This is a genomic window from Intestinimonas sp. RTP31139st1_F5_RTP31139_211217, assembly GCF_040226735.1.
Classification (GTDB): domain Bacteria; phylum Bacillota; class Clostridia; order Oscillospirales; family Oscillospiraceae; genus Intestinimonas; species Intestinimonas butyriciproducens.
Genome location: NZ_JBCOAQ010000025.1, coordinates 1 through 20,503 on the forward strand (window position 1 = coordinate 1; position 20,503 = coordinate 20,503).

A 20,503-nucleotide genomic window follows, 5' to 3' on the forward strand; every position below is an offset into this window, starting at 1 on the left:
CTGTCGGGGCCCGCCGCCTTTTTATGTCACTTTTTAATTTTCGTCTGCCGCCGCGTCGTATACAGTACGCCCGCCCGGGGCAACCGCCCCGGTGCCAGCCACAGGCTGCTGTACGCCTGCGGCAGCCGCGCGGAACCGCGCGCGGGAGCGCTTGATCTCGTCGTATGCCTCGCTGACGGCCTCTTCGGTACGCCGAAGGGCGTCCTCACAGTACTCGTTGGCGGCCCGGCGCAGCTCCCGGCTGCGGTCCTCCGCCACCTTGACCATCTCATTGGACTTCTGCTTGGCCTGGGCCAGCAGTTCGTCCTCCGCCAGCATCTGCCGCGCCTTCTCCTCCGCCTGCTTGCGGATGAGCTCCGCCTCCCGCTTCGCGGAGGCGATATAGTCCGCCCGGGCGGCCAGGAGCTTCTTGGCCTCCCCCAGCTCCATGGGGAACTGGGCCTTGATATCGTCCAGCAGGTCCAGGGCCTTGTCCCGCTCGATGATGCACTTCTCACTGCTCAGCGGCACACTTTTCGCCTCGTCAATCATGGCAAAAAGCATATCCACCAATTCTTCCACACCGGTCGCCATCAGCCATCCCTCCTGCTTTCTTCCGTTTTCTTTTTCACATCCTGGATGATCTCCCTGGGCAGGAAATCGCTCAGCTCCACGCCATAGCGCACCATTTCCTTCACGACCGTGGAGCTCAGATAGGTATACTTCTCGTGCGAAGGCAGGAACATGGTGTCCACATTGGGATTCAGCTTCCGGTTGATGACCGACATCTGGACCTCCGCTTCGAAGTCGGAGACCGCGCGCAGGCCCTTGACGATCACTCTCGCCCGGCGCTGCTTGGCATACTCCGCCAGCAGGATGGAGGAGGCATCCACCTCCACATTGGGGAGCTGGGACACCACTCTGCGGATCAGCTCCACCCGCTCCTCCGGGGTGAAGAGCCCGTTCTTTTGGGAGTTCACCATCACGCAGACGATCAGTTTGTCAAAACACAGGGCCGCCCGCTTGATGATGTTCAGATGTCCCAGGGTGATGGGATCAAAACTGCCGGGATAAATCGCGATCTTCATTGGTCCTTGCCCCCTTGGAGGGAATGGTCAATCGGCGTCACGGCGATACACCGTGAGCTTGATCTTGCCGTAGCGGTAGTCTTTTCCCCTTGTATAAGGGCTTTTCAACTCCGGAAGTACCTGTTCCACCGCACTTTCGCAGACCATTATACCATTTTCCGACAGGATGTCAATCGCCGCAATGGACTCCAGCGCCTTTTCCAATAATCCACTGCCATAGGGCGGGTCCAACAGGATGAGGTCGAATTTCTCCCCGCAGCGGGTAAGATAGGCCAGATAGTCCCCCTGAATCACCTGAGCCCGTTCCTGGAGCGCGCACCAAGTCAGGTTCTCCCGGATCAGGGCCGCAGCCTCTTTCCGGAGGTCCACAAAGGTGCATCGATCCGCCCCCCTGGAGAGGCACTCAATTCCCAATTGACCGGTGCCGGCGAAGAGATCCAGCACCCGCCGCCCCTCGATGTCAAATTGGATGATGTTGAAAAGCCCCTCTTTCACCCGGTCGGTGGTGGGGCGGGTCTCCCTGCCCTGGAGTTCCTTCAGCTTGCGCCCCTTGGCGGAGCCTGTAATCACGCGCATGTTCCCGCACGCTCCTTTTTCATTACTTGCCCCGGGCCCCCTCAGGTCCCGGGCAGTTTGGACACACCGTCCCATCGGTATGCCTCCGCAGTGGCTTCCGGCACCGACGTCTCGTCCCACTGGTGATCGCTCTCCCGCATCGCCCGGCTGGTCACATTGAAATAGCGGTGGGTCCGCCGGGCCACGGCGGACGGAGAGGCCCATGCCGCCCCGCCCGAGGGGTCATCCCAGGTGGGGTCCACGCAGTACCACTCCCCGTCCAGCCTCACCATGTTCCAGGCGTGGTCCGAGGTGGACTGGAAGGAGGCCCCCACCACGGTGATGCACTCCACGCCGGCCAGGTCCATCAGGAGCTGGAAGGTGGTGGCGTAACCCAGGCAGATCCCATAACCGCCCACCAGCATCCCATAGGGGTCCCGGTTCCCCTCCCGTCCGGCGTGGTCCGGATCATCATAGACCGTCTGGTCGTATTCTCCCCACTCTACCAGCCAGTCATGTATGGCCAGCTCCTTCTGAAAATCGCTCATGCCGTCGGAAACACATTCGTCCAGCACCTCGCGGCACCGGGCCAGGATGTCCGCGTCCCGTTCCGAAAGTCCGGCGGCATCTCCGCTCTCCCAGGCCCGGCGGATGGCCTCGGTGTCATATAGGGTCATATCCGTCTCGTTGGGCGGCTTGAACCCGGCATCCCCATCGTTCTCCGCCGGAGGGCCGGACGCTGGTGCGGCGCCCCCGCCTTCCAGACATCCGTAGAAAGCCGCCTCCGCCGCCGGCATATCCTCGCAGACGATCAGCGCCGCGTACCGCCCCTTCACCAGCGCTCTGCCCTCATCCAGCAGCTTCGCCTGGTCGGGGAAATAGCCGAAGAAGTCCCCCTGCCTCTCTATGAGGTAGTCCTCCATCCGTGCCTTCAGTCCGTTGGCGTCGTCGTCCTCCTCCATCAGCACCACCGCGATCTCCCGGACATCCGCCCCGGAAGCGGTGTAGACCGCCGCGTCCTCCCAGACACCCTCCAGATCATAGTGTTCAGCCAAGTAGTCGCCCCGCTCCGCGGCCTCCAGGCTCGTCAAGGAAAGCGCCTCCCCCTGGCTGTCACAGATGGCCCGGGCAATCTGCTCCGGGGTGGGAGCGGCCTCCGGCTCCCCTGCGCCGCCGCAGGCGCCCAGCAGCAGGCCCAGCAGCAGACCCGGCAGCAGCATATCCATCCTTCTCATGGGGTCTCCCCCGGAAGGCGGAAATAATCGTATACGGCGCGGGCTGTGTGTTTCGGCACCGCGGCTTCCAGCTCCGTCAAAGAGGCCGACCGGATCGCCTTGACGCTCTTGAAATGCCTGAGGAGTTCCGTCCGGCGCTTTTCCCCCACGCCGGGGATCCTGTCCAGCACGGAGCCCCGGACCTGCTTGGATTGCTGGAGGCGCTGAAATTCAATGGCAAAACGGTGGGTCTCCTCCTGGATGCGCCCCACCAGGGCGAACACCGCCGGGATCTGCTGGATACCGATCTCCCCGCCCGCCGGATCCACCAGCGCACGGGTCCGGTGCCGGTCGTCCTTCACCATGCCAAACACGGGAATGGAGAGCTGGTTCTCCTCCAGGACCCGCAGGGCCACCCTGGCGTGGTTCTCACCGCCGTCGATGAAAAGAAGGTCGGGGAGAGCGCCGAATTTTTCGTCCCCATCCAGGTACCGCCGGAAGCGCCGGGTGAGCACCTGCTCCATGGAGCCGTAGTCGTCGGCGTGCTCCATATCCCGGAGCTTGAAATGCCGGTAGTCCCGCTTCAGGGGACGCCCGTCCACAAAGACCGTCATGGAGGCCACAATATTGGTGTCCCCCGTGTTGGAGATATCATAGGCCTCGATGCGCCTGGGCGCCCGGGGAAGGCCCAGCATCCTTCCCAGGGCCTCCATCAGCTTGGACGCCCGCTCCTCCCGACTGGTGGCCCGCTCCACCTCTTCCACGGCGTTCTTGTTGGCCAGGCGAATGAGATCCATCTTGGCCCCTCTCTGGGGGGTCACCAGACTCACCCGGTGCCCGCACGCCTCTGAAAGCATCCGCATCACCGGCACCTCGTCCTCGATCTCGCAGGGAAGCAGGATCTGCCTGGGGAGGCTCCCCCGGCTGCCATAATACTGCTTTATCAGGGCCGAGACGGTGTCCTCCCGCGCCTCTTCCACTGGGGTCTCAATGAGGTCCATATCCTTGGCGGCCAGGTCCCCATCCGCATAGTGGAGCACCACAAAGCAGCTTTTGGCCTCTCCACGGTGGAACCCCACCACATCGGTATCCGAGAGGGAGCCCGCCACCACCTTCTGCCGCTTGCCCAGCAGTTCGATGGCCCGCATCCGGTCCCGGAGCTCCGCCGCCTTCTCGAACCGCAGTTCCTCCGCGGCGTGCTCCATTTCCGCGCTCAGATCGGAGAGTACCTCATCGTATTTCCCCTCCAGCAGCCGGACCGCCTGATCGATGTTCTCCCGGTAACGGCTCTGGTCCATCTCTTTCCGGCAGTAGCCGTCGCACTGCCCCATGCGGTAATAGAGGCAGGGTCGTTCCTTTCCGATGTCCCGCGGGAACCGTTTCCCGCACACGGGGAGGCGCAGGGCCGCCCTGAGGGCGTCTATGATGGCCTGGCTGGCGCCGCGGCTCCCATAGGGCCCGAAATACCGCGCACCGTCCTCCGCCACCTTATTGGCCAGGGAAAAGCGGGGATATGCTTCCTGCACGGTGAGCCGGATATAAGGATAGCCTTTGTCGTCCTTGAGCAGTATGTTGTATTTGGGCTGATGCCGCTTGATCAGGGAGCACTCCAGCACCAGCGCCTCAAATTCGCTGTCGGCGATGATCACGTCGAAGTGATCGATCTGCGAGACCATGGCACGGGTCTTCTCCGTGTGGGAGGCCAGGTCCGCAAAGTATTGCGACACCCGGTTTTTCAGCGCCTTGGCCTTGCCGACGTAGATGACCTCGTTTTTGGCGTCCTGCATGATGTATACGCCGGGCTTCAGCGGAAGGCCATGGGCCTTTTCTTTCAATTCCTCAAAGGTCAACGAGAACGCACCACCTTATTCTTGCGGCCGCGCCGCCTGCTCCCGCTCCGAAAGCATGGGAGAGTACATCATTATGGCGTGGTTTTCACACACGAACTCCTCCCCTACCGGGACCCCTTCCATATCGAACACTCTGCGGAAGAGCACATTATGGCGGGTGTATCCGCCCCAGTACTCTCCCTGAAAACGGTGCTTCTTCTCATAGACCTCATACCGAAACGCCTGGGGCGCGCTGCACTGCCACGCTCCCTCCAGCTCGGCGTCCATGACCCGGAGCGACAGCCGCCACACATGGGGCGTGTCGTTTCGAATCATCAGGTCCAGATAATTATAAAAACAGGTTGCCCCGCTTCCAAAGGGCTGGGTCCGGTCCGCGTCCGGGAACACATCGTACCCGTGCCGGTGCCGCTCCGTGATCGTAAGGGGGGTATGCAGGGTCATCCAGTAGAGGAGATTGGAACACTGACACAGCCCGCCCCCCACCCCGGGCACCACCTGACCGTTGCGCAGCAGCATCCCCTCCACATAACCCTTTCGGCGGCTTGGGTTCCCGATGCTTCGCCAGTAGGAGAGGGTCTCACCGGGAAGGAGCGTCATTCCATCCAGCCGCGCCACGGCCAGACGCAGGTTTTTCACCTTGTTCTCCTGCATCCACATGTCCACATCCTTGAACCTGCGCATCAGCGGGGTGGCGTGGGCCGCGCACCGATAGGGACACGGGGGATCCGTACGCCGGCGGGCAAAGGACACGCCGCCCAGCCGCCACCAGACCCATCGGCGGGCACGAAAATACCGGGCCCCCAACCACAGCCGCAGCGCTCTGCGCCGGACCGGCACCGGCGTCATCCCTTCCCGCATCACAGTCCCCTCCTCTTTTTCTCCAAAAAACGCTTCTGATACTTCAGATTGGCCACTTCTGTGACCTTCCGGCTGGCCGAGAAGTTGCACGCGCCTCCCACCACCCCCACGATGGCGGTCCCCTGGATGAATTTTACCACCAGCATGGCGTTGGAGAGGGCTTTGGAGGTTTCTCGCATCTGGGTGTCCAGGTCGAACCACGGTCCCTCTCCGTGGTCCACAGACCGCCCGAAGTCATCCGCCCGGCGGCTAAAGGCGGCGCGTTCCGGCCCTCTGGTGAGCGCCGCGCTGAGGAGCAGCAGGATATAGTACCGCTCCTGGGGCGTATCATAGGCAAACCCGTAGCGGACGGCGGTCTGGTAGACCGCCCGCAGCAGAATGGACATCAGGATGGGGATATCGGGCAGGCCCATTCCCGCCAGCCCCAGCGCACAGCCCTCCGCCGTGGCCATAGCGGTGGTAGCCGCGCCACTCAGGACCGCGCTCTTGTGGAAGGCGCGCACGCTCCGGGCGTCCGGGTCCTTTCCCAGATAATACTCCTTGATGTACCGGTCTGCCCGCAGCCTTTTTTCCGGAATGGTCTTACCCAGCAGCCCAGTCCCCCGCTTGAAAATGACCTGAAATGCCGTATAAAAGGCGGCGTCCATGGTCTCCATCAGCTTTTCCGGTATCTTGGATTCGATCTTTTCCCTCAGGCCCGTCTTGAGGGCGGAGCCCCCTCCGCTCTCCCGGAACAGGCGGTCCTCCCGGCGGCGGATGCGGTCCAGCTGCCGGTTATATGGATTGCGTAAACTGCTCATACCGTCACGACCCAAATATTAAAAAAAGCGCCGCAATGCGGCGCTTTTCCTGTGGCGAAAACCTTACTCCGAGAAGTTGCTGGAGATCAGCTCGATGAGCGCCTCGACGGCTTCCTTCTCGTCGGGCCCGTCCGCGATCAGATTGATGGCGGTCCCCTTGACGATGCCCAGAGAGAGGACACCCAGCAGGCTCTTGGCATTCACCCTGCGCTCGTCCTTCTCCACCCAGATGGAGCTCTTGAACTCGTTGGCCTTCTGGATAAAGAATGTAGCAGGCCTAGCATGGAGACCAACCTGATTGTTCACGACAGCCTCTTTGATATACAATTGTGTTCCCCCCTCAAGCAAAGCATTGTTTGCGTATCTAGCATACCAAATTTAGTCTCACCCGTCAATGACATTTTGCACAAATTCACGGACTCAGGCGTGAGAAAATCAAGGCCTAAATCCGCGGGATGCTGGGAAAGTTGACAAATCGTCCGATCCGTCCGGTCTTTTCCCCGCCCTGTTTTCGTACGGACGGTCTCCCCGGCCCCGTCGGCACCCTATTTCAGCTCCACCACCGTCACGCCGTCCTCGCCCTCGCCATAGCGGCCGGGGCGGAAAGATTTGACATATCTGCTCCGTTTCAGGTGGTCCCGGACCGCCTTCCGGACCGCCCCGGTTCCCTTTCCGTGGATCACCGTGACGGTCTCCAGCCGCCCCATAACGGCGCTGTCCAGAAAACGGTCCAGCACCAGCAGGGCTTCGTCGGTCATCATGCCCCGCAGGTCCACCTCGGGGGAGGCCCCCAGCGCGCGTAGCTTGTGTTCCGCCCTCTGGGCGATGTGGGCAGCCTGCTTTTTCCCATCCCCCGCGTCCTCCACCACGCGGACCTCCTCCTGCTTCGCCGTGATCTTCAGGATGCCGGCCTGAAGCTGGAGTCCGCCGTCTTTATTGACCGCCAAAACCGTGGCGCGGGTGCCCATCTTTACCAGCTCCACCGTGTCCCCTGCCTTGGCCGGCCGGGTGGGCGGCGGGACGGGCAGTTCCTTGTGCCCGCCCAAGGCGTCCTCCGCCTCGTTGAGCCGCCGGCGGAGCCCCGCCCTGCGGTCGTTCTGCTCCTGCCAGCTGGCCTCTTTCTCCTGGCGTCTGCGCATATCGTTGAGCTCGGCAAAGACCTGATCCGCCGTCCGCCTGGCCTCGTCCAGGATCGCTCTGGCCTCCGCCTGGGCCTTCTGCACCTCTTTGTCCCGCTCCATCTCCAGGCGCTGGCGGTACTCCCTGGCGGTTTTTGCAGCGTCCTCCATCTCCCGGCGCAGCTTTCGCGCCTCTTCTTTCTCCCGCTCCATCTCCTGCCGCTGGCGGTCCAGCTGTGTGAGCACATCCTCAAAGCGGACATTCTCTGCGTCGATCCGGGCTGCGGCCTGATCGATGATGCTCTGCGGTAGCCCCAGCCGCTTGGAGATGGCAAAGGCGTTGGACTTGCCGGGTATCCCGATGAGGAGGCGGTAGGTGGGAGCCAGGGTCTCCACGTCGAACTCGCAGGAGGCGTTTTCCACCCCCGGCGTGGTCATGGCATAGACCTTGAGCTCGGCATAGTGGGTGGTGGCGCACACCAGAGCGCCCCGCTTCCGGGCGGACTCAATGACGGCTGCTGCCAGAGCGGCACCCTCCACCGGATCGGTGCCCGCCCCCAACTCGTCAAAAAGGATGAGGGAACCCGGCCCGCACGCCTCCAGGATCCCCACGATGTTGGTCATGTGAGAGGAGAAGGTGGACAGGTTCTGTGCAATGGACTGCTCATCGCCGATGTCGGCCAGCACGTGGTCAAAGATCACAATGCTGCTGTCATCCCCCACAGGGATGTGCAGGCCACACTGGGCCATGAGGATGAGCAGACCCATGGTCTTCAGCGTCACGGTCTTTCCGCCGGTGTTGGGCCCGGTGATTACAAGCGTGTCGAAGTCCCCGCCCAGGCGCAGGTCGTTGGCCACCGCTTTGTCGGGCGGCAGTAGGGGATGCCGTGCTTTTTTCAGATCGATCCCCCTGGCCGCCAGCCTGGGCGCGGAGCAGTGGAGCCGGCTGGAGAGCCGGGCCCGGGCAAAGATGCCGTCGAGGAGCACCAGCAGATCGTAATTCTGGGCGATGTCCTCCCTGTGGGCGGCGCACTCGGCGGAGAGTTCCCGCAGGATGCGTTCGATCTCCTTCTCCTCCCTGGCCTGGAGCTCCCGGAGCTCATTGTTGGTCTTGACCACGCCCATGGGCTCAATGAAAAAGGTCCCGCCGGAGCCGGACACGTCATGGACCAGGCCGGGGATCTCGTTCTTGCACTCCGACCGCACCGGCACCACATACCGCCCGGAACGCATGGTGATGATGGACTCCTGCAGATATTTGGACTGAGAGGAGGAGATGAGCTTTTGCAGGATATCCCGCACCTTGGAGGAACAGGCCCGGATATGGCGGCGGATATCGGCCAGTTCGGGGCTGGCCGCGTCGGCGATCTCCTCCTCCGAGAGGATGGCTCCGCTGATCTTTTCCTCCAGAAAACGGTTCGGCGCCAGGGAGGCGAAAAGATGGTCGATGCAGGTTTTGGCGCTGCCCTCCCCGGAGGCGTATTCCCTGGCGGCCCGGGCGCAGCGCAGGAGCGCGGCGATGTCCAGCAGTTCCTTGGTGTTCAGCGCCCCTCCCATATCGGCCCGCTGGAGGGACGCTCCCACAGGGCGGACGCCGGACAGTGAGGGGCTCCCCCGTAGGACAATCATCCCCAGCGCGGCGGAGGTCTCCTCCAGGCGGCGGCGCACATCGTCGGCATCGGTCAGCGGGCGCAGGGCGCGGCAGCGATCCTTCCCCTCCTCCGTCTGGGCCTGCCCGGCCAACAACTCCAGCACCCTGGGCAGTTCCAGAGTCTGGATGGATTTTTCAAACAGATCGGTCATGTAGTTACCTCTTTGCAGGTTTTGCCTTCCATTGATTTTCCATATCGGTTTCTCCGCCTGTGGGAGGCCCTTACAGCAGCTCCAGCCCCAAGGTGAGCACCGCCCGGCCCCCGACACGGATCTTGACGCTTCCGTCGCCCTCCTCCAGCCGGCTCAGGATCTCCGAGGGTTTGCCCATATGCTCCCCCTGCAGGAAGCGGCTCTCGTCTCCAGGGCGGAGCTTCCCCTGGCGGTAGAGGTAATAGGTCAGGGCGCCGTTGGAGGTGCCTGTGGCCGCCTCCTCTGGGATCGCATAGAGGGGGGCAAAATTCCGGCAATGGGCGGTCTCCCCCCGCTCCAGGGACGGCCAGAACATGTGGATGCCCACCACCTGGTAGCGCCGGGAGAGCTCCGTCACCGCCGCCTCGTTCTGTACCGCCGCCTCCAGGGCCTCCCTGGTGCTCACCGGCAGCAGGATGTCGCACAGCCCCGTGCTCACGGCTCTGGGCGCCATATCCGCCGGCATATCATCCAGGCTCAGTCCATAGGCGGCATACAGCTCCCTGGCCTCCTCCTCACGAAAGGTCCTCCCCTCCACCGGAGGGGCCATATCCATCCACACCGCGGTGCGGGAGACCTCAATGCTCAGCTCACCCGCCAGCGTAGAGGCGCCATAGGTGCCTGGGGCCAGGTTTCCCTCCTCCCGCAGCACGGTAAACGCCGCAATGGTGGCGTGCCCGCACAGATCCACCTCTCCCTCAGGGGTAAAATAGCGCAGGCGGAAAGACTCCGGCCCCAGGCGCTTGACAAAGACGGTCTCGGAGTGCTTGAGCTCCGCCGCCAGAGTCTGCATGAAGCCGTCGTCCGGGTAGTCCTCGTCCCGGCCCAGCAGCGCCACTCCCGCCTGGTTGCCGGAAAACTTTCGTGTCGTAAATGCGTCCACAACATATAGTTTCATGACGGCCACCTTCCTTTTTAGCCCATATCGAGCTGTTTATAAAAGTCCAGGGTGCGGAAGCCCCGGTCCAACTGCGTGAGGAGAAAATCCTCGCAGGCCCGGGCCATCAGCGCCATACTCTCCCCATTCATCGAAAAGGAAAAAAGGCGCTTCGGATCTCCATAGACCACATGGCGCATGGCCGCCAGGCTGACGGCGTCCAGAGGCCGGGAGGCGCCCTCCCCCTCACCGCAGGCAGCGCAGCAGAGCACCCCCTCGCCCAGATCCAGCCGCGGCTGCGCCGGCGCCTCCTCGCCGCAGAGCGCGCAGGCGTCCAGCAGCGGTTCGTATCCCGCCACGCACAAAAGCCGGAGCTCAAAGGCGGCTTTTACCAGCGCCGGAGGCTTGTTCAGCCTGTCCAGGGCATATATGGAGTTGAGCAGCAGGGACAGCAGCGCCTGATCCGGCCGTCCCTCCTCGGCCACTGCCTCGGCCACCTCGGCAAAGTAGGAGCACAGGGCCAGCTTCTCCACATCCCTGCGGACCCCCCAAAAGAGCTCCAGCGCCTCCGCCTCGTTGAGGGAAATATAGTCCCGGTACTCAAAAAGCGTCATATCCGACCAGACCAGCAGCTGTGCCGAGGCCGCCAGCGGGCTGTTTCTCCGCCGACAGCCCCGGGCCTTCACCGTGCGCTTGCCCCCTTCCCGGGTGAGGACGGTCAATATCTTGTCGGTTTCCTTGTAGTTGGTCTCCCGCAGGACCAGTCCCTGGGTCACAATGTGCATCCCGTCACCCTTTATGTATGGGCGCGTAAGCGCCCTTGGTAGAACATCGGTCGGGCCGCAAGCCCCACCGGGCAATCAGCCTGCAGCGGGGGTTCAGGCGGTTTTGATCTCGCGCGCTTCCTCCTCCCTGAGCAGGCGGTAAAGCGCGTAGGCCTCCGGCAGACCGGTGGCGAGGAAGAGCTCCCAAAGTGCTTCGCAGTTCATTTTGACAGGCCCCCTTCTCCATTAGGTTGCCTGTTTCCCGCTCTGTTATCAGCGGTAAATTTTCGGACTTATTTTGGTGCCGGTCGCCGGCCCGCCCTCCGTATCCTGTACGGTCTGCGCCCTTCCATATCCGCGCCTTACTCGTCCCGATACCCCACATCGCGGATAAAATTGAGATTGTCGCGCCAGTTTTCCTTGACCTTGACCCATGTCTCCAAAAACACCTTGGTGCCCATAAACGCCTCGATGTCCTTGCGGGCCAGGGTGGATATCTTCTTCAGCATAGCCCCATTTTTTCCGATGATGATACCCTTATGGCTGGCCTTTTCGCAGTAGATGGTAGCGTCGATGTCGATGATCCCGTTCTCCCGCTCGGAAAACTTGGACAGCTCCACCGCGGTGCCGTGCGGGATCTCCTTTTCCAGGCACAGCAGCAGCTTTTCCCGGATGATCTCGGCGCACACCTGCCGCTCGGGCTGGTCCGTGATCATGTCGTCGGGGAAGAGCTGCGGCCCCTCGGGCAGGAACGCGGCGAGCACATTCAACAACTCTTCGACCCCGTCTCCGTTTTTGGCTGAGATTGGCACAATGGCCTGAAAGTCGCACTCGGCCTGATAGACCTGCATGACGGAGAGGAGCTCCTCCTTTTTCACCGTGTCGATTTTGTTGATGACCAGCACGGCGGGCACGCCCAGCGCCCGGATGCGGGCGATGAGCTCCGCCTCCGGGCCGCCCACATGGGGGATGGGCTCTATCAGCAGCATAACGGCGTCCACATCTGCCACGCTCTCCTTCACCACGCCCACCATATATTCTCCCAGACGGGTCCGGGCCTTGTGGAGGCCGGGGGTATCCATAAAGACATACTGGCACTCGCCCCGGTTGAGAACCGCGCAGATGCGGTTGCGCGTGGTCTGGGGCTTGTTGGTGACGATGGCGATCTTTTCGCCCACCAGGGCGTTGGTCAGGGTGGACTTTCCCACATTGGGGCGGCCCACAATGGAGATCATGCCGGATTTCGTAAGATTCATTTCAGATGATCCTCAACTTTCTTTGTGCGGTTTGAGGTGATTTCCGCTATTTACAGTGTAAGGCTCCAAGCTGCGCCGGTGCCCGCCGCCCCCTCACGGCTCCCCATCCAGCTTCGCAAAGTTTCCCGGATAGAATTGGAGTTCCCGCCGGGTATGGGACGCGCCGGGCCTCATCACATCTGCCTCCGGGATATGCCCAGAGCGCCCAAGATGGTCTCCTCCCGCTCCCGCATCCGGGCCTTCTCGGGGCCGTCGTCCATGTGGTCGTAGCCCAGCAGATGGAGCACGGAGTGAACGGCCAGATAGGCCACCTCCCGCTCAGTCCCGTGGCCGTACTCCTCTCCCTGGGCGCGGGCCCGCTCCAGTGAGATCACCATATCCCCCAGAGGGATCAGGCCGGTCTCCGGGTCGGCATCGGCGGCGCCCTCCGGCGGGCGGCCGGGTACATATTCGAACATGGGAAAGCTCAGCACGTCGGTGGCCCTGTCCACATCCCTCTGCTCCAAATTGATCCTGCGAATGCCCTCGTCGTTGGTGAGGAGCACGTCCACCTCGCAGGGCGCGCCCACGCCCTCAGCCTCCAGAGCGGCCGGAATGACCCGCCGCAGCAGCGTTTCGCAGGCGGCCGTGTCCTCCTCCAGTTCGGATTCGATGATGATCTCGTTGTCCATGGCACTCCACTCCTCTTTTCTCCGGGCTTGCCTATGATTATACACGGTTTTCCGTCTTTTTACCAGTCCTCCATACAAGAATCGGGGCGGGATGATCGGCCTCATCCCGCCCCGCTCACTGGCACACTTCCCCCATCAGCCGCAGCTTTTCCTCCTTGGACAGGCGCTTGACGGCCGCCTCCCGCCGGAGGGCGGCCGATTTTTCCCCGCACGCCTCCCGGTAGACCAGCTCCACCGGGCCGCGGCCCCGGGTATATTTTGCGCCCCGCCCGCTGTTGTGGGCCGCCAAGCGGCGGGGCACATCGTTGGTAATCCCGGTGTAGAGCGTGCCGTCGGCACAGCGGAGGATGTAGACCCAATAGCGTTTCTCCCGTGGGGCGGCCTCACCGTCCATCCCGCTTCCCCTCCGCCGATTTCCGCCGGTGCTCATCCTCCTCATAGGCCTTGATGATCCTCTGGACGATCACATGCCGGACCACATCGGCCCCGCTGAGGCGGCAGATGGCGATATCCTCCACTCCGTTGAGCACCCGCATGGCCTCCCTGAGGCCGGACACCTTGTCGGCAGGCAGGTCGATCTGGGTCACATCACCGGTAATGACGATCTTGGACCCGAAGCCCAGGCGGGTAAGAAACATTTTCATCTGTTCCCGCGAGGTGTTCTGGGCCTCGTCCAGAATGATGAAGGAGTCGTCCAGCGTGCGGCCCCGCATATAGGCCAGGGGGGCCACCTCGATATTGCCCCGCTCCAGATATTTATTGTAGGTCTCGGTCCCCAGCATGTCGAAAAGTGCGTCGTAGAGGGGCCGCAGGTAGGGGTCCACCTTGCTTTGCAGGTCGCCGGGTAGGAAGCCCAGCCGCTCCCCCGCCTCCACGGCGGGCCGGGTGAGGATGATGCGGTTGACCTGGCCCGCCCGGAAGGCCGCAACAGCGGCGGCCACCGCCAGATAGGTCTTGCCCGTGCCCGCCGGGCCGATCCCCAGGGTCACAGTGCTCTTTTTGATGGCGTCCACATACCGCTTCTGCCCCAGCGTCTTGGCCTTGATGGGCTTTCCCTTTGCCGTGACGCACAGTACATCCCGGGCCACCTCGCCAATCTTGTCCTCTTGGCCGGATTTGACCAGTTGGAGGACATAGCGGACATTCTGCTCGTTGATGGGTTCGCCGCGGCCGGACAGCTCCAATAGCCCCTCGATGGCTTTAACGCCATAGATGACGTTCTCCCCGTTCTCGCCGGCGATCTTCAGGCTCCCGTCCCGGTTCACCACCGAGATCGAGAGTTCATGCTCAATGATCTTGATGTTCTCGTCAAAGGAGCCGAAAATGTTGACGGCCTCCTCGACGCGCTCCATACTGACGGTCTGTTCGATCAAATTTTGTCGCTCCTTATTTTTACGCTTCTATCCCGCAGGCAGCGGCTGGGCCGGCGTGGTCTCGCCCACCGTTCCCTCGAAGGTGACCTCCCGGCCGATCTGTTCCCGGCACTCCGCCTTCGCCGTAACGGTCAGGATCCCCTCTGCCTCCCGGGCGGCAAAGCTCAGCTGGACGACCTCGCCGTCCTCTCCCACCAACTTTTCCAGCCGGTCCGCAAGCTGTTCCTCCAGCATGGCCTGGGCCGCATCCGGATCCAGAGCCGCAGGGACCGTCTCATAGGCGCGGTATTCCGTCTTCCGCAGGGCCAGGGGCATCACCCGTCCTCCCGGAAGCGTGAATACGCGGGTCGTGCTTATTTTATCATACCCATCCATGGGAATGCCAGTCTTTCCGAAAAAATTCACGCTGTGGCCCAGGAGGATCAGAGACCAGCCGGTTTCTTTCTCCCCCGTGTATGCTTTCACCTGGGCCTCCAGCGGGATCTCGGCCTCCAGGGTCCGCCATGTCCGGGCGTAGATGTTGCCTCTGGCATGGACCAGGCGCTGCCCGGCATCCACGGTGGCATACTTGGGCTCCTTCAGGTCCACCACGCCGCTGATCAACACCTCGCCTTCCAGCACGGTATCCCCCTCCTGGAAGGAGGGCTGTCCCTCCAGCACCTCCATATGTGTGATGATGCCGGTGGCGGCCGAGATCACATGGGCAGGGGTGGTCTCATCCCGGAGCTCCGGCGTGGGCAGCTTTTCTCGTACCAACACCTCCGCCCTTGTACCGTGGAGGTTTACCGACATCCAAGCCAGGTCCTCCAGGCGGATCAGCGCCTCCTGGCTGATCCGCCTCACATCCAGGCCGGGACCGTAGGCCCCCACCCGCACCCCCTGCCGGGAGAGTTCCGTCAGGATGGCGGCGGTGGGTACTTTCTCGTTTCCGGATACCTCGATGGTGAGGATAAACCGGGAGAGGACGCACACCGCTGCAATCGAGAGCGCCAGACCCAGCAGAAGGGCGTACCGCCTGCGAAACCCGGCCAGGAAGAAGGGAACCCCGGCCCTGCGCTGGGCCGACGCCTCGCACATGACCTTTTCCGCCAGCTCGCCCACCCGTTTGGCATCCCCCCGGGCCACCCGCAGCCGCAAACTGTGCTCGTCCAGCCACTCCAGATCCCAAAATCCTACTCCGCGCTGGGCGCAGAGGTTCAAAAACCGCTCGGGAAAAGCGCCTGTCACCGTAAAAAGAACGCTGCCCCGCAAAAAATTGATGATGGCCTGCATACGCTTCCCTCCGTGTTCCGTTACGCCAGGTCCACCCCGACGATATCTCCCGTGATCAGCAGCTCTACCGCGTTCATCGCCCGGAGCTCCAGATGGGCGCCGCGCACCTTCACAATAAGCTTTCCGCCGCTGATATGGATCTCCTCAGTGCCGTAAGCCAGGATCCCCTTGTGGTTTTCCATCCGAAGCTGATGGTCCCCCAGCAGCTCCACCCGCGGAAGCCCTGCCACCACATCGCCGGGCAGATCGAAGACCTCCGCTGTTTTTTCCAGAAGTCCCTCTTTGCGTCCTTTTTTCTCCATGGCGAGCCCTCCTGTCCTGCTATGTGTATGAAGGGGACCGCGCCGCCTTGCCTGTCCGGCACAAAAATGCGGCTGCTTTTCCGACCTGCTGTGGCCGAAAAAGCAACCGCACGTTTGATTCGCAGGAGAGGCAGGAATGTCCCCGGCCGCCCTCGGAATCCCTCAACTCTTACAAATAATTGACCGCCAGGATAGACGCGCCCAACACGGTCAGCACCACGCCGGTGGCCCGGTTGAGCACAGCGGGGGCCGCCCGGTTGGCAAATTTGGCGGCGATCCGCGCCCAAAGCAGGGTGGAGAGCACGCAAAACAGCAGCACCCCGGGGTCGGGCGCACCGCCGATGGCAAAGTGGCTCACCGCGCCGGTCAATGCCGTAAAGGTCATGATAAACACACTGGTCCCCACAGCCGTTTTGAGCTCATAGCCCAGCACGCTGGTGAGGATCAGCAGCATCATCATACCTCCGCCCGCCCCTACAAAGCCGCAGATGAAGCCGACCAGCATCCCGCACAGAATGGACTGGACTGCCCGCTTTCCCCCACTGACCGTCCCCATCTTCTCCCTGGTGGTCATAACGGGACGCACGATGAACTTGATCCCCAGAAGCAGCGTCATAAAGACGGAAAACCCACCCACGGCGGTGCCGGGCACCAGGCTGGAGATCCAGCTTCCCACCAGGGTGAAGCACAGTACTGTGGCCATCATGATGACGCCGTTTTTTACATCCAGATTCTGATTTCTGCCATAGGTATAAGCACTGACCGCACTGGCCAGAACATCGCTGGCCAGCGCGATGCCCACGGCGCTGTAAGCAGGGACATCCAGGAAGGTGATCAGCATGGGGCTGATCACCGCTGCTGCGCTCATGCCTGCAAAACCGGTGCCCAATCCGGCCCCGATCCCCGCCACAAAACAGATGAAAAATTGGTACAGCATCCTTTTTCCCTCCGGCTCAGAGCGCCGTGCGAATATTGGAGACGATCCGACTTATGGTCTGCCCCATGCGCATCCGTTCCTCTTCCGTGAATCCCATGAACATGGCTGTAAGAACCTCCCTCTGGGCCGCCTGTCCTGCGCGTACCGCCGGTTCCGCCCCCGGACAGAGGGCCAGGTGCACCGTTTTTCGGTTCCCCTCCCGGAACTCGCCCCGCAGATAACCACGCCGTTCCAGCTCCGCCACCGACGCCGACACATGGGATTTTGTAAACTGTTTGCGCTCCACAATATCCCTGGCCGTGTCGAACGCCGGATTGTTGGCCAAAAACAGCAGAATATCCATCTCCATACGGGTCAGGCCGTACGCTTCACACACCGGCTGAATCCGCTGTCCATACAGCCGCTTGGTCAGAGAGCGCAGGTCCCACAGATCGGAAAGGTACATCGGCTCACCTCTTTTGTTCTAAATAGAACTATATGTAAGTATAGTCCTCTTTGGCCATTTGTCAAGCCGAAAACCGCGGGCCGCCCACCGCCGCTACCGCGCCAGCGTATAGCTCCGCAGCGCGCTCCGCCGCACCCGCCACTCCGGAAGGAGCCGGTCCATCGCGGCATAGAAGCCCGCGCCATGATTGGGGTGGAGGAAATGGACCAGCTCATGGAGCGTTACATAATCCAGGAGCTCCTGTGGTACGACCGTTAAGGCCGTGTTCAGCACGATGATTCCCCGAGTCCAGTGGCAGCTCCCCCAGCGGCTGGTCATGAATCTGGCTTTCAGCTCCGGCTTTTTCACCCCCAGAGGCTCCACCAGCGGCCACATACGCTCCAGCGAGGCCCGCAGCACAGGCAGCGCCGCTTCCCGGTCCGGCGGCGCCAGGGGGCCGGGCCCCGCAGCGCGTTCCGCCAGCCGCGCCGCGATCCAATCGGCGCGGCTGCGCACGAAGTCGTCCGCGGCAGTCTTAGGGACCCGCCGGCTGACCGACACATGCACCGAACCGTCGGGCCGCACCCGCAGATTCATATTCTTGACCTTTTTCACCGCAAGCAGGTACTGGATCATTCCTTGCGGCGTGCTCACCGTGCGCAGCTCCTCTACCACTTGTTCTCCACCTTTTCTGCCAACCCCATCAGGTCTCGGAATTCCAGCCGTTCTCCGCCGTCCAGCACGGCGGCACCGGTAAAGACGCCGAACACCTGGTGATGGTCCGGCCGGACCACCTCGGCGCCTGCGCGGGCCGGCATGGGGCGAAAAACCGCCTCAAACCGCCCGTCGTCACTGGCGAGGACCCACGGTGATCTGAAGTCGTCCCTGCCGCCCCGCTGCGGGATCCTGAAATCTACCCGGGAGAGCTTGTGTCCTCTCCCCTGATAGAACAATATATTTTCCGTCGCTGTGCAGGCGTCCCCCAGGCCGCGCCCCAGGTGAAAGCCGAAGGGGGTGCCTCCCAGCAGCCCGGCCGCTGAAGCCCGGTGCCAGGTGTCACGGCAGGTCCATACCCCCCGCCCCCAATCCAGGATGCCGAAGGAGTCCCCCAAGTGAAAGTCGTAGCGCCGCGTGCCCAGCTGCACCGTTCCATCCGCCCGCATGCCATGGATCTTCTGGCTGAAATAGAACTGCCCCGGCCTGTCAAAGGGCACGGAGAGCACCATAGACTCCTCCGGTTCGTCCCGAAGCACGATGTGGGCGTCCAGGGCCGCCCCTTCCCGGAAGGCGTCCATGTGGGCAGTCAGCGTACGGTTCAGGCCGTCGTTGTGGAAAAGGATGCCGTATCCCCGCCCGGATACCGCCGCATTTCCCCGCTCGGAGGTCACCGGAAGCCCGGTGCGCCCCATAGGGAAGGGCCGCCTGGGACACCTGGTCATCTGCCAGCCCTCCCGGAAATCCAGCAGGGAGATAGAATCCAACCCCAGATAAAAGTGATCTGCAATGGTGAGGGCCAGGGCAAAGCCGGGGCCCATCACCAGATAATCGTCCCACTCCCTGCACCCGGTTGGGCCGCCCTTCACCCGGGCCCGGTCATAGACGGGCAGCAGCCGTCTGGCCCAGCCCGGTTCGGTCAGATTTCCCCGCTCATCCAGCAGTGGAATGGCATGCGTGATCTCATGCTGCATGGAGCCTCCTCCTTGTTCCGCGCCGAAGGGGCGCGCTCCACAGGAGGCCCCCTTTTGATCGGGTCCCATTATACCACCCACCGGCTTTTTTGCATAGGACATTCCCTCCTCCGCATAGATTTTCCAGACGGAGGTGGTCCTTTTGCTGTCCAAGCTGCTCTCCCGGCAGGGCGTCCGGGATCTTTTTCTGGGGCTGGCCCTGCTGTGCGCCACGCTGTCCCTCATGCTCTACCCCCAGGACTCTATGTCCGCCGCCCGTGAGGGGCTCAAGCTTTGTTATAATGTGATTATCCCCTCCCTCTTTCCCTTTTTCGTTCTCTCCGCCTTAGTGGTGGATCTTGGTCTGGCCGGTTACATCGGCCGCGCGCTGGAGGGACTCATGCGTCCGCTCTTCAACGTCCCGGGGGCCTGCGCCTCCGCCTTTGTCCTGGGCTTTGTGGGCGGCTACCCCGTAGGGGCCCGGACGGCCCTGAGCCTCTACCAGAAGGGGATGTGCACCAAGACCGAGGCTGAGCGCCTCCTTTCCTTCTGCAACAACTCCGGCCCGGCCTTTATTCTGGGCGTAGTGGGGGCGGGCGTATTCGCCAGCAGCCGGGTGGGCGTCCTCCTCTCCCTGGCGCACGCCGCCGCATCCATCTGTGTGGGGCTGTTTTTCCGATTTTACAGGCGGGGCAAAAAAGGCCGCGAGGCCAGGGTGTCCCCCAAGTTCGAGGCGGAGCGGTTTACCACCGCCTTTACCGGAGCGGTGAAGAACTCCTTCCTCTCCACCTTGAATATCTGTGCCTTTGTGGTCTTTTTTACCGTGGTCATCCGTCTGCTCTTTCTCTCCGGGGCCCTCCCGGCGCTCGCCCGGCTGCTGGGCGTCCTGCTCTCCCCACTGGGTTTTACCCAGGAATGGGCCGAGCGGCTCCTCACCGGGGCCATCGAACTCTCCTCCGGCGTCTGGACCCTCTCCGGCGCGGGTGGCATGGCGGGGCGCATGTCCATGGCGGCCTTCATGCTGGGCTGGGCCGGGCTCTCCGTCCACTGCCAGGTTCTCTCCTTCCTCGGCGGCAGCGGGCTTTCCGTCAGAACTTATATCGCCGGAAAATTCCTCCACGGCGGACTCGCCGCCCTCTTCACCGCCCTGCTGGTACGACTCTTCCCCCTGAAGGAACCAGTGGCCGCCTATTTGGCTGAACAGGTGGAGGGGATCGCCGGCATCGACTTTTCCACCGCCCTTACCATCTCCACAACGGCCGCCTGGGTCATGTGGCTCCTCTTCTTCGGGGCCGCTGCGGCGGCGGTGAGAAAAACCAGTAGAAAAAGGAAACATGCTGTAGTATAATGGCATAGATAGAGAGCTTGAAGATGGGAGTGGCCGCCATGCTGTTTGAGAAAAAGATGGACCCCCGCTGTGCTTACTGCCAGCGCTGCGCTCCTCTGGACGAAGAGAGCGTCATGTGCATCAAAAGGGGGGTGGTTCCGGCGGGCTTCCACTGCCGTGCTTTCAAATATGACCCGCTCAAGCGGGTCCCCCCCCGCCCCGCCGCCCCGGACTTTTCCCGGCTGAAGGACGAGGATTTTGTATTGTAACAGAAGGGGAGCCCTGTCCTTTTTAGGCCGGGCTCCTTTTCTCTTTGATGGAAAGCCGCT

Annotated in this window: 23 protein-coding genes; 2 read left to right on the top strand and 21 right to left on the bottom strand. The window is 62.5% G+C overall.

Annotated elements, in window-relative coordinates; all coding sequences use genetic code 11:
• Positions 1-33: 33 nt before the first annotated feature.
• From ABUA09_RS13310 to ABUA09_RS13410, 21 genes are all read right to left on the bottom strand, one after another.
• Positions 34-573 (bottom strand): hypothetical protein, encoded by a 540-nt coding sequence (locus ABUA09_RS13310; RefSeq protein WP_033116229.1) that lies wholly within the window; start codon positions 571-573, stop codon positions 34-36.
• Positions 573-1,067 carry a pantetheine-phosphate adenylyltransferase gene (gene coaD / locus ABUA09_RS13315; protein WP_033116230.1) on the bottom strand — a complete coding sequence of 165 codons (495 nt, stop codon included), beginning with the start codon at positions 1,065-1,067 and terminating at the stop codon, positions 573-575. The genes ABUA09_RS13310 and coaD overlap by 1 nt, the downstream gene beginning before the upstream one ends.
• A 27-nt stretch (positions 1,068-1,094) precedes the next feature.
• Complete coding sequence (gene rsmD / locus ABUA09_RS13320; protein ID WP_033116231.1) at positions 1,095-1,643, bottom strand: 16S rRNA (guanine(966)-N(2))-methyltransferase RsmD; 549 nt, start codon at positions 1,641-1,643, stop codon at positions 1,095-1,097.
• A 41-nt stretch (positions 1,644-1,684) separates the two neighbouring features.
• Positions 1,685-2,857, bottom strand: coding sequence for a transglutaminase domain-containing protein (locus tag ABUA09_RS13325; protein ID WP_208319231.1), 1,173 nt, complete (start codon positions 2,855-2,857; stop codon positions 1,685-1,687).
• Positions 2,854-4,686, bottom strand: coding sequence for an excinuclease ABC subunit UvrC (gene uvrC, locus ABUA09_RS13330; RefSeq protein WP_208319232.1), 1,833 nt, complete (start codon positions 4,684-4,686; stop codon positions 2,854-2,856). The genes ABUA09_RS13325 and uvrC overlap by 4 nt, the downstream gene beginning before the upstream one ends.
• Positions 4,687-4,701: 15 nt before the next feature.
• The gene (locus tag ABUA09_RS13335; RefSeq protein WP_208319233.1) at positions 4,702-5,544 is read right to left on the bottom strand and encodes a VanW family protein; all 843 of its coding nucleotides are present in this window, start codon (positions 5,542-5,544) and stop codon (positions 4,702-4,704) included.
• Positions 5,544-6,344, bottom strand: a complete 801-nt coding sequence (locus ABUA09_RS13340) for an EcsC family protein (RefSeq protein ID WP_208319234.1) — start codon at positions 6,342-6,344, stop codon at positions 5,544-5,546. Before ABUA09_RS13340 ends, ABUA09_RS13335 begins: the two co-directional genes overlap by 1 nt.
• A gap of 63 nt (positions 6,345-6,407) precedes the next feature.
• Positions 6,408-6,671: an HPr family phosphocarrier protein gene (locus ABUA09_RS13345; protein WP_033116234.1), complete on the bottom strand. Its 264-nt coding sequence runs from the start codon at positions 6,669-6,671 to the stop codon at positions 6,408-6,410.
• A gap of 218 nt (positions 6,672-6,889) precedes the next feature.
• Positions 6,890-9,265: an endonuclease MutS2 gene (locus ABUA09_RS13350; RefSeq protein WP_058117299.1), complete on the bottom strand. Its 2,376-nt coding sequence runs from the start codon at positions 9,263-9,265 to the stop codon at positions 6,890-6,892.
• A gap of 70 nt (positions 9,266-9,335) precedes the next feature.
• Positions 9,336-10,202: a PhzF family protein gene (locus ABUA09_RS13355; RefSeq protein WP_227151359.1), complete on the bottom strand. Its 867-nt coding sequence runs from the start codon at positions 10,200-10,202 to the stop codon at positions 9,336-9,338.
• 17 nt (positions 10,203-10,219) lie between these two features.
• Positions 10,220-10,966, bottom strand: a complete 747-nt coding sequence (gene recO, locus ABUA09_RS13360) for a DNA repair protein RecO (RefSeq protein ID WP_208319237.1) — start codon at positions 10,964-10,966, stop codon at positions 10,220-10,222.
• 341 nt (positions 10,967-11,307) lie between these two features.
• Positions 11,308-12,201 (bottom strand): GTPase Era, encoded by an 894-nt coding sequence (gene era, locus ABUA09_RS13365; RefSeq protein ID WP_033116238.1) that lies wholly within the window; start codon positions 12,199-12,201, stop codon positions 11,308-11,310.
• Between the two features lie 173 nt (positions 12,202-12,374).
• Entirely contained in the window at positions 12,375-12,872 is a 498-nt protein-coding gene (gene ybeY, locus ABUA09_RS13370; protein ID WP_033116239.1) for an rRNA maturation RNase YbeY, read from the bottom strand.
• Positions 12,873-12,987: 115 nt separating this feature from the next.
• Positions 12,988-13,266 carry a GIY-YIG nuclease family protein gene (locus ABUA09_RS13375; RefSeq protein WP_349949414.1) on the bottom strand — a complete coding sequence of 93 codons (279 nt, stop codon included), beginning with the start codon at positions 13,264-13,266 and terminating at the stop codon, positions 12,988-12,990.
• Positions 13,256-14,245: a PhoH family protein gene (locus tag ABUA09_RS13380; RefSeq protein WP_033116241.1), complete on the bottom strand. Its 990-nt coding sequence runs from the start codon at positions 14,243-14,245 to the stop codon at positions 13,256-13,258. The genes ABUA09_RS13375 and ABUA09_RS13380 overlap by 11 nt, the downstream gene beginning before the upstream one ends.
• Positions 14,246-14,272: 27 nt before the next feature.
• Entirely contained in the window at positions 14,273-15,517 is a 1,245-nt protein-coding gene (locus tag ABUA09_RS13385) for a sporulation protein YqfD (protein ID WP_208319240.1), read from the bottom strand.
• 20 nt (positions 15,518-15,537) lie between these two features.
• On the bottom strand, positions 15,538-15,819 hold the full coding sequence (locus tag ABUA09_RS13390) for a YabP/YqfC family sporulation protein (RefSeq protein WP_033116243.1): 282 nt from the start codon (positions 15,817-15,819) through the stop codon (positions 15,538-15,540).
• A gap of 169 nt (positions 15,820-15,988) precedes the next feature.
• Positions 15,989-16,756, bottom strand: coding sequence for a sulfite exporter TauE/SafE family protein (locus tag ABUA09_RS13395; protein WP_033116244.1), 768 nt, complete (start codon positions 16,754-16,756; stop codon positions 15,989-15,991).
• Positions 16,757-16,772: 16 nt separating this feature from the next.
• Positions 16,773-17,201, bottom strand: coding sequence for a MarR family winged helix-turn-helix transcriptional regulator (locus tag ABUA09_RS13400; protein ID WP_033116245.1), 429 nt, complete (start codon positions 17,199-17,201; stop codon positions 16,773-16,775).
• 93 nt (positions 17,202-17,294) lie between these two features.
• Positions 17,295-17,855 (bottom strand): M48 family metallopeptidase, encoded by a 561-nt coding sequence (locus ABUA09_RS13405; RefSeq protein WP_033116246.1) that lies wholly within the window; start codon positions 17,853-17,855, stop codon positions 17,295-17,297.
• Positions 17,849-18,868 (bottom strand): DUF2804 domain-containing protein, encoded by a 1,020-nt coding sequence (locus ABUA09_RS13410; RefSeq protein ID WP_279203381.1) that lies wholly within the window; start codon positions 18,866-18,868, stop codon positions 17,849-17,851. Before ABUA09_RS13410 ends, ABUA09_RS13405 begins: the two co-directional genes overlap by 7 nt.
• A gap of 142 nt (positions 18,869-19,010) precedes the next feature.
• On the opposite strand from ABUA09_RS13410, the gene ABUA09_RS13415 reads away from it, so the two are divergent.
• Together ABUA09_RS13415 and ABUA09_RS13420 are read left to right on the top strand one after the other, a co-directional pair.
• Positions 19,011-20,195 (top strand): nucleoside recognition domain-containing protein, encoded by a 1,185-nt coding sequence (locus ABUA09_RS13415; protein ID WP_279203383.1) that lies wholly within the window; start codon positions 19,011-19,013, stop codon positions 20,193-20,195.
• 38 nt (positions 20,196-20,233) lie between these two features.
• Positions 20,234-20,443 carry a hypothetical protein gene (locus tag ABUA09_RS13420; protein ID WP_058118717.1) on the top strand — a complete coding sequence of 70 codons (210 nt, stop codon included), beginning with the start codon at positions 20,234-20,236 and terminating at the stop codon, positions 20,441-20,443.
• Positions 20,444-20,503 lie beyond the last annotated feature (60 nt).

Coding starts and splice junctions, on each gene's coding strand:
- ABUA09_RS13310 (WP_033116229.1), bottom strand. CDS start 573: ATGGCGACCGGTGTGGAAGAATTGGTGGATATGCTTTTTGCCATGATT.
- coaD (WP_033116230.1), bottom strand. CDS start 1,067: ATGAAGATCGCGATTTATCCCGGCAGTTTTGATCCCATCACCCTGGGA.
- rsmD (WP_033116231.1), bottom strand. CDS start 1,643: ATGCGCGTGATTACAGGCTCCGCCAAGGGGCGCAAGCTGAAGGAACTC.
- ABUA09_RS13325 (WP_208319231.1), bottom strand. CDS start 2,857: ATGAGAAGGATGGATATGCTGCTGCCGGGTCTGCTGCTGGGCCTGCTG.
- ABUA09_RS13335 (WP_208319233.1), bottom strand. CDS start 5,544: ATGCGGGAAGGGATGACGCCGGTGCCGGTCCGGCGCAGAGCGCTGCGG.
- ABUA09_RS13340 (WP_208319234.1), bottom strand. CDS start 6,344: ATGAGCAGTTTACGCAATCCATATAACCGGCAGCTGGACCGCATCCGC.
- ABUA09_RS13350 (WP_058117299.1), bottom strand. CDS start 9,265: ATGACCGATCTGTTTGAAAAATCCATCCAGACTCTGGAACTGCCCAGG.
- ABUA09_RS13355 (WP_227151359.1), bottom strand. CDS start 10,202: ATGAAACTATATGTTGTGGACGCATTTACGACACGAAAGTTTTCCGGC.
- recO (WP_208319237.1), bottom strand. CDS start 10,966: ATGCACATTGTGACCCAGGGACTGGTCCTGCGGGAGACCAACTACAAG.
- era (WP_033116238.1), bottom strand. CDS start 12,201: ATGAATCTTACGAAATCCGGCATGATCTCCATTGTGGGCCGCCCCAAT.
- ybeY (WP_033116239.1), bottom strand. CDS start 12,872: ATGGACAACGAGATCATCATCGAATCCGAACTGGAGGAGGACACGGCC.
- ABUA09_RS13375 (WP_349949414.1), bottom strand. CDS start 13,266: ATGGACGGTGAGGCCGCCCCACGGGAGAAACGCTATTGGGTCTACATC.
- ABUA09_RS13385 (WP_208319240.1), bottom strand. CDS start 15,517: ATGCAGGCCATCATCAATTTTTTGCGGGGCAGCGTTCTTTTTACGGTG.
- ABUA09_RS13390 (WP_033116243.1), bottom strand. CDS start 15,819: ATGGAGAAAAAAGGACGCAAAGAGGGACTTCTGGAAAAAACAGCGGAG.
- ABUA09_RS13395 (WP_033116244.1), bottom strand. CDS start 16,756: ATGCTGTACCAATTTTTCATCTGTTTTGTGGCGGGGATCGGGGCCGGA.
- ABUA09_RS13400 (WP_033116245.1), bottom strand. CDS start 17,201: ATGTACCTTTCCGATCTGTGGGACCTGCGCTCTCTGACCAAGCGGCTG.
- ABUA09_RS13410 (WP_279203381.1), bottom strand. CDS start 18,868: ATGCAGCATGAGATCACGCATGCCATTCCACTGCTGGATGAGCGGGGA.
- ABUA09_RS13420 (WP_058118717.1), top strand. CDS start 20,234: ATGCTGTTTGAGAAAAAGATGGACCCCCGCTGTGCTTACTGCCAGCGC.